This window comes from Arthrobacter paludis (assembly GCF_056782315.1).
In genome coordinates, this window is sequence record NZ_JBXAEW010000035.1 from 1 (window position 1) to 6,722 (window position 6,722).

The 6,722-nt window shown below is 68.9% G+C and carries 6 protein-coding genes; 4 read left to right on the top strand and 2 right to left on the bottom strand.

Going from position 1 to position 6,722, the window contains the following annotated elements:
• Positions 1-130: 130 nt before the first annotated feature.
• Together istB and istA are read right to left on the bottom strand one after the other, a co-directional pair.
• A complete protein-coding gene (gene istB, locus AC1Q5D_RS17710) occupies positions 131-916 on the bottom strand; it encodes an IS21-like element helper ATPase IstB (protein WP_481736795.1) in 786 nt (261 codons plus the stop codon).
• Positions 916-2,439, bottom strand: coding sequence for an IS21 family transposase (gene istA / locus AC1Q5D_RS17715; RefSeq protein ID WP_481736794.1), 1,524 nt, complete (start codon positions 2,437-2,439; stop codon positions 916-918). Before istA ends, istB begins: the two co-directional genes overlap by 1 nt.
• 783 nt (positions 2,440-3,222) lie before the next feature.
• Here istA and AC1Q5D_RS17720 point away from each other — a divergent pair.
• The 4 genes from AC1Q5D_RS17720 to AC1Q5D_RS17735 all read left to right on the top strand — a co-directional run bounded on the left by AC1Q5D_RS17720 (position 3,223) and on the right by AC1Q5D_RS17735 (position 6,151).
• The gene (locus AC1Q5D_RS17720) at positions 3,223-3,564 is read left to right on the top strand and encodes a transposase (RefSeq protein WP_481739757.1); all 342 of its coding nucleotides are present in this window, start codon (positions 3,223-3,225) and stop codon (positions 3,562-3,564) included.
• A complete protein-coding gene (locus tag AC1Q5D_RS17725; RefSeq protein ID WP_481739758.1) occupies positions 3,506-4,069 on the top strand; it encodes an IS5 family transposase in 564 nt (187 codons plus the stop codon). Before AC1Q5D_RS17720 ends, AC1Q5D_RS17725 begins: the two co-directional genes overlap by 59 nt.
• A 214-nt stretch (positions 4,070-4,283) precedes the next feature.
• Positions 4,284-5,531 carry an aminotransferase gene (locus AC1Q5D_RS17730; protein WP_481739759.1) on the top strand — a complete coding sequence of 416 codons (1,248 nt, stop codon included), beginning with the start codon at positions 4,284-4,286 and terminating at the stop codon, positions 5,529-5,531.
• 35 nt (positions 5,532-5,566) lie between these two features.
• Positions 5,567-6,151: a helix-turn-helix domain-containing protein gene (locus AC1Q5D_RS17735; protein WP_481739760.1), complete on the top strand. Its 585-nt coding sequence runs from the start codon at positions 5,567-5,569 to the stop codon at positions 6,149-6,151.
• Positions 6,152-6,722 lie beyond the last annotated feature (571 nt).

The window sequence follows — 6,722 nt, forward strand, 5'->3', positions numbered from 1 at the left end:
TGTCAACGGCCAGTAGGAATTGCCCGTGGGCGGCCAGCGGTTCTGCCCGCTGGTGGCCAGGGAAAGTGCCCACTGGTGGCCGGCTGGTTTGCCCGCGGGACGGGTGGTTGGTGCCGGCCACTGGTGGTGTCTAGGTCAGTGGCATGACTCCCTTTCCGGCCAGGGCCTGGGTGAGTCGGACGGAGTCGCCGGTGGTTTGGCAGACGTGGGCGTGGTGGAGGAGCCGGTCCACGGTGGCGGTGGCCAGGGTCTTGGGCATGAGCTCGTCGAAGCCGGCGGGGTGCAGGTTCGAGGACACGGCCACGGAGCGTTTCTCGTAGGCGGCGTCCACGACCCGGTAGAGGCCCTCGGCGGCGTCGGTGGCCACTGCAAGCAGGCCGATGTCGTCGATCACGACGAGGTCGGCGCGCAGGATCCGGGCCACGGCCTTGGTCACGGTGTCGTCGGCCCGGTGGGCGCGGATGAGCGCGCCGAGGTCCTCGAGGGTGAACCAGGCGACCCGCTTGCCTTCCTCGACGGCCTGTTGGCCCAGGGCCTCGAGGAAGAAGGTCTTGCCGGTGCCGGAGGGTCCGCAGACGACGAGGTTCTCCTTGCGGTGGATCCATTCCAGGGTCCGCAGGGCCTGCTGGGTCGGGGCCGGGATCGAGGAGGCTGTCTCGTCCCAGAGGGCGAAGGTCTTGCCGGTGGGGAACCCGGCGGCCTTGCGCCGGGTGGCGAGCATGGAGCGGGCCCGGCCCGCGGTTTCCTCGGCCAGCAGGGCCTTGACGGTCTCGGCCGGTTCCCAGCGCTGGGCGCGGGCGGTGGCCAGCACCTCGGGGGCGACGGCGCGGGCGTGGGGCATCTTCAGCTGGCGCATCAGCGCCGCGAGGTCCTCGGGCAGGGCCGGGGCGGTGGTGTTCGGGGTGGCGATGCCCATCAGGGGTGCTCCTTCCCGGAGGTGGTGGCGCCCAGGCCCGCCCAGCCGGCGGTGCCCTGGGTCAGGGACGTCCCCTCGTCGGCGGTGCGCAGCCCGGGCCGGTGCCCGGCGGCGGTGAGCAGGGAGGCTAGGTCCCCGTGGGCGAAGCGGTGGTGGACCGCGGCGAGGCCGAGGGCCTTGTCGACCTCGTTGGTCCCGGCGATCTTGGCCAGGGCGACGGCCTCGGCCATCTTGGCGTTGATGCGGTGCGCGCCCGCGGCGGCGGCCTCGAGCAGCCAGGACCTCGCGCCCGCGCCGATGCCCAGGAACTCGGCCTCGGCCTTCGAGCGCGGCACCGGGGTGTGGTCCCCAGGGACCTTGGCCGGGTCGTGGTCGGGGAAGTGGGAGTCGTCGATCGCCGGGGACCCGGGCGCGGCCACCGGATGCCGGGCGACCTCGAGGGCACCGTCGGGGCCGGCGTGGACGATCACGACCCTCGCGTCGGCGCCGGTGCCGTGTTGGCGGATGAAGACCTCGGCGCCGAGCAGGTGGGCCGGGACGGAGTACTGGGCGTTCTCGTAGGAGACCATCGGCGTGTTCGGCGGCACCTTCCGGCCCGTCCCGTAGGCGATCGTGTGCGCGGCGTCGGGGACCCGGTGCAGGGCGGGGGCCTCGTCGGCGAGCATATCCACGGGCCGGCGGCGGGTGGTGCGGTGCTCGCGGGAGTTCACCAGGTCCATGAACGCCTGGCAGGCCGCCTCGAGCTCGGCGAACGAGGCGTAGGAGCCGCGCAGGTTGGTGTCCTTGGGCACGAGGTCGGCCTTGGAGACCTTGACCGCGTTCTCCACCCCGCCCTTCGACGCCGGGTCGGCAGGCTGGCAGGTGAGGACCTCGACCGAGTAGTGCTTCGCGAACGCGACGGTCGCCTCGTTGCGCACCGGCACCCCGGCCACGTGCATCGTGGTCACCGTCTTCTCGTTGTCCGTCAGCACGTACGTCGGGGCCCCGCCGATGATCCTGAAGGTGCGGTCCAGGGCGGCGAAGACGCTCGGGGCGGTCCGGTCGCGCAGCGCGAGCACGATCCGGTACCGCGACCATGCGAGCCAGGCCACGAACAGCACCGTCTTGACCCCGCCGATGACCGGTCCGTCGCCGAAGTCGTACTGCAGCCAGCCGCCGGGCTCGGTGATCCAGGGCCGGTGCACCCGCCGCCTCCCGCGGCGGTAGGCGTCCTTCGCGGTCGCCACGGCACGGCGGGTCGAGCGCTCCGAACCGGCGTAGCCCATCGACACGAGCTTGTCGTGCACGACGTCGGCGCGGATCCGGCCCCGGGACTTGTCGACCCATTCCTCGATCTTCGCGTCCCAGTCGTCGGTGACCTTGGGCCGTTCCGGACCCGCGCCGGGGGCACGGCCGGCATCGCGGGCCCTCACGAGCCGGTCGACGGTGTGGTGGGAGCACCCGTGGATCTCCGCGGTGCTGCGTAGGGACCTGGTGAGGTCGTAGGTGGCAAGAATATTCACGGTTTCTAGGGCATCCTTCATTCAGGGCCTCTTCCTGCTGCGGATTCGATTCGACACCGACATCCAACCGGGAAGAGGCCCCCGCCGTCCTCAGAACACGGCAGGGCTAACGAGCAATGCGGGCAAACCAGCCGGCCACAAATGGGCAGTTTCCGTGGCCATACGCGGGCAGTCCCCGTGGCCGTCAGCGGGCAATTCCCTGGCCACCTACGGGCAGTTTTCCATGGCCGCTAACATGCGCCGCAGCGAGTGTGGGGCAGGGGGAGTTCGTGCTCCGGATGCGCCGGGCCGGTGTTCCCGCCCCGCCTCGCTTTGCGGACGGGTGCGCCGACGTCGTCACCGGTTCCTCGACGGTCTTTCGCCCCGGTTGTGCGAGGGCTGGCCACACACCCCGCAGGGGGTCTCCGAGGCGGCTGCGGAATGGAACGCCGCTGGAGCGTTCGCGAGCCGGTCCCAGAGCAGCGAACCGGTCCCCGGCCCGCTCGCGGCGGCCGCCGACGCGCTCTCGGTCTCGGCGCAGACCCGCGCCCGCCTGCTCAGGCCCGCTACTGCCGGAGCCACCGCCGTAGGGGGGCCGCGTCGCTGCTGGCCTTCGCCACCTGCGGCGGGGAGGGCGCCGCGGGGCAGGCGGTGATGCTGCGCCGGCTCGTTCGCCTGGCCCAGTCCATCCATGACGCCGCCACCGCCGCTGGCCAGGCCCGCTAGGGTGTGTTGCTAAAGCGTGGCGGCGCTTTGATCGGGTTCGATGGTCGGGTGGCTAATCGCGATTTGATCTCTGACGGGGTGTGGGAAGTGATCGGTCCGGTGTTCCCTCCCTACAAGGGCACCGGTCGGCCCGTGGCCGACCGCCGGACCGTGGTCGAGGCCGTGGTGTGGAAGTTCCGCACCGGCTCCCCTTGGCGGGACCTCCCGGAGCGGTTCGGGAGCTGGAACACGGTCTTCAAGAACTTCGACCGGTGGGCCAAGGACGGCACTTGGGCGCGGGTGCTCGAGCGGGTCCAGACCCGGGCCGAGGAGCTCGGGGACCTGGATTGGGTGGCCTCGATCGACTCGTCCATCGTGCGCGTTCACCAGCACGGCGCGAACCTTGCCCGGGACACAGGGGGCCGGGGCGAATTACAAGAAAACCGGCCCGGAGCCGCCTGACCATGCGATCGGGCGCTCCCGGGGCGGGCTGACCTCGAAGATCCACCTCGTGGCCGACGGCAAGGGCCGCATGCTCTCGGTGGTGCTGACGGCCGGCAATGTCAACGACACCACAATGCTTGCCACCGTGATGGACGAGATCAGCGTTCCCCGGCCCGGGCCCGGCCGGCCGCGCCAGCGGCCCGACCGGATCCTGGCCGACAAGGGGTACCCGTCCAAGGCGAACCGCGCCTGGCTCGCCGCCCATGGGATCGCCGCGACGATCCCGGAGAAAGCCGACCAGGCCGCCAACCGCCGCAGGAAAGGATCCCGCGGCGGCCGGCCACCGGCCTTCGACGCGGAGCTCTACAAGGGCCGCAACGTCGTCGAGCGCTGCTTCAACCAACTCAAACGCTGGCGCGGCCTCGCCATGCGAACCGACAAAACGGCCCGCAACTTCCACGCCGCAATCCAACTCGCCGCCGCGCTCAACTGGCTAGGAACCAGCTTTAGCAACACACCCTAGGCGGCCAGCGTCGCAGCAACCGAGCGGGAGAACCTGAGCCGTATCGCAGCCGATTCGCACCCTGCCCTTGGGGCGGCGGGCTCCCCCCCCCCCCCCCGCCTGCCTGCTCGATTTTGGGGAACCACCTCGCCGCTATTGCTCAAATGCGCAATATAGGTAGCATTGGGTGGAGTTTGTTTCCCTCGCCCGGCCGGCCGGAATGAGGAGCCCCGCTGTGAAGATCCGGAATTTTGAAGTCGAGATGTGGATGAACAGGTACGAAACCACCTGTAGCCACAACTTGGCGGAGACCTGCGTCGAATCCTTGACCGTCGAGCAGCTGCTGGACATGGCGGGTCAGCGAGAGGCGTTCCTGGAGGAACTCTTGCCTCTGAAGCTCACCTACGGGGCGATTGAGGGGACGAGCCGGCTCAGGAGCCTGGTCGCCGGCCTTTACGCCAGCCAGCGGCCGGAGAACGTCATCGTGACCCATGGTGCGGCGGGCGCGAATGCCCTGGTGCACCAGACGCTCATCGAGCCCGGGGACGTCGTCGTCACCGTCGTGCCCACCTACCAGCAGCACTATTCGATTCCCGAGAGCTTCGGTGCCGAAGTGCGCTACGTGAATCTGAGGGAGGACCATGGATTCCTCCCGGACCTTGCCGAGCTGGAGGCGGCAGCCGGCCCGGGCACGCGCCTGATCGCCATCAACAACCCGAACAACCCGACCGGTTCGCTCATGGACCGGGAAATGCTGGAGGGCATCGCGCGCATTGCCGGCAAGTCCGGCGCCTACGTGCTCTCCGACGAGGTCTACCGCGGCATCGATCAGGATGGCGACGGCTTCACGGCTTCCATCGCCGACCTGTACGAACGAGGCATCAGTACGGCCAGCATGTCGAAGTCGTTCTCCCTGGCCGGTTTGCGACTGGGGTGGGTGACCGGGCCGGAGGAGCTCATCCACCGGATTTCCGCCCACCGCGACTACACCACAATCAGCGTGGGTGCTGTCGATGACCTCCTGTCCTGCATTGCGCTGGAGAGCAAGGAAGCCATTCTTGAGCGCTCCCGTTCGATCGTGCGCACCAACCTCGAGGTCCTCGATGCATGGGTCGCGGGGGAGCCCAGCATCGATTACGTCCGTCCGCGGGGCGGAACCACCGCCCTGCTGCGCTACAACACGGGTCAGGGTTCCACCGAGCTGGCGGAGGCGATCCTGGACAAGACCGGCGTCTTGCTCACGCCGGGCAGCGCCTTCGACATCGAGGACTGCCTGCGCATCGGTTACGCGAACAACGTGGTGGTCCTGCGAGAGGGCCTCGAGCGGCTGAGCTGGTTCTTCGCCGAGCTGCGCGCCGAGGCGCTCGCCTCGGCGGCAAGCGAGAGCCAGCGGACCGGAGCGGGCGGAGGCCTGACGGGAGAAGCGGTCCAAGTGGGTGATGGGTCGCACGCGAGTGCTACTGCTACCCTCTGGCCCATCTGAGCAATTTATGACTCGATTCCAAAGGAGCTCCGCGCATGACGGACATTGATGGCGCGGGGCGGACATTGATTGCGTCCGTCGGTGCGACGGTCAAGCGCCTGAGGTCGGAGCGCAAAATCTCCGTGACCGACTTGGCCAAGCAGGCCGATGTGAGCCGTCGGATGCTGACCGCCATCGAAGGAGGCACGGCCAATGCCTCTCTGGTGACCCTGGACAAGGTGGCTAGGGCCCTGGGAGTCGACTTCTCGGCGCTCGTGCGCCCCAAGTCGGACCAGGCCGTCGAGCTGGTTGGCGATGGGGAGGCCGCCACGGTCTGGCGCGGCCTCGCCGAAGAGAGCGCGGGGCGTGTGTTCACGACTACCAGTAGCCGGGGGCGGGCTGAGATGTGGGACTGGACCCTGGGGCCCGGCGACCGGTACGAAGCGGAGCCGGATCCGGCGGGATCCGAGGAGCTTCTGGCGGTCTCGGAAGGAACGCTGGGCCTGCTGGTTGACGGTCAAGCGCACTCCGTGCCGGCCGGAAGCGTCGCCAAAATCGCAACTGATCGGCTCTACTCCTACGTGAACGAATCAAGCGATGCGGTGAGGTTCATTCGGGTGGTGGTCATCAACTCGCCCTAGGCGATCGGAGCAGAGGGAGCCTTGGATCGCCAGGAGCATGGCAACGTTCCACCTTTCGATGCTCGGCATCGACTCGACGGACGAACCGGGCCGGGTGTCGTTGGCGCCTTGGGGGTGATCCAGGCGGCGACGGCCCGGTTGGGGAGGCAGGAGGCGGCTTGCTGGGCGGTGCCGTGGATCCCGCCGCGCCGCTTGTCGGGGTGGGAGACGACGCCGGCGAGCGGTCCTTGCCGGTGGGGTCGACGAACGCGTCCGTGCGGGCCCCTGGGTCGCGGGAGCCAACGTCGAGTTTGGAGACCTGCAGCCCGTTTTGCGTTCCGGGGCGGGTGTGGGTATAGTTTTATCTCGCGCCGGAAGCCGGTGGGGAAACCCGAGGCGAAGGCGCGGAGTATTCCGGATGGTCCCGGAGCGTGTCGGTTTGACACGGCGGGCCGGATGGGTAAGATGGACAAGTTGCTCCGGTAGCGGAAGCGCCCTGGTTGGGGTGTGGAGGCCGTGGGTGTCTGTTGTTTGAGAACTCAATAGTGTGCCATGTTTGTTGACACCGATTTTTTGATTGGTGAATTGCCTG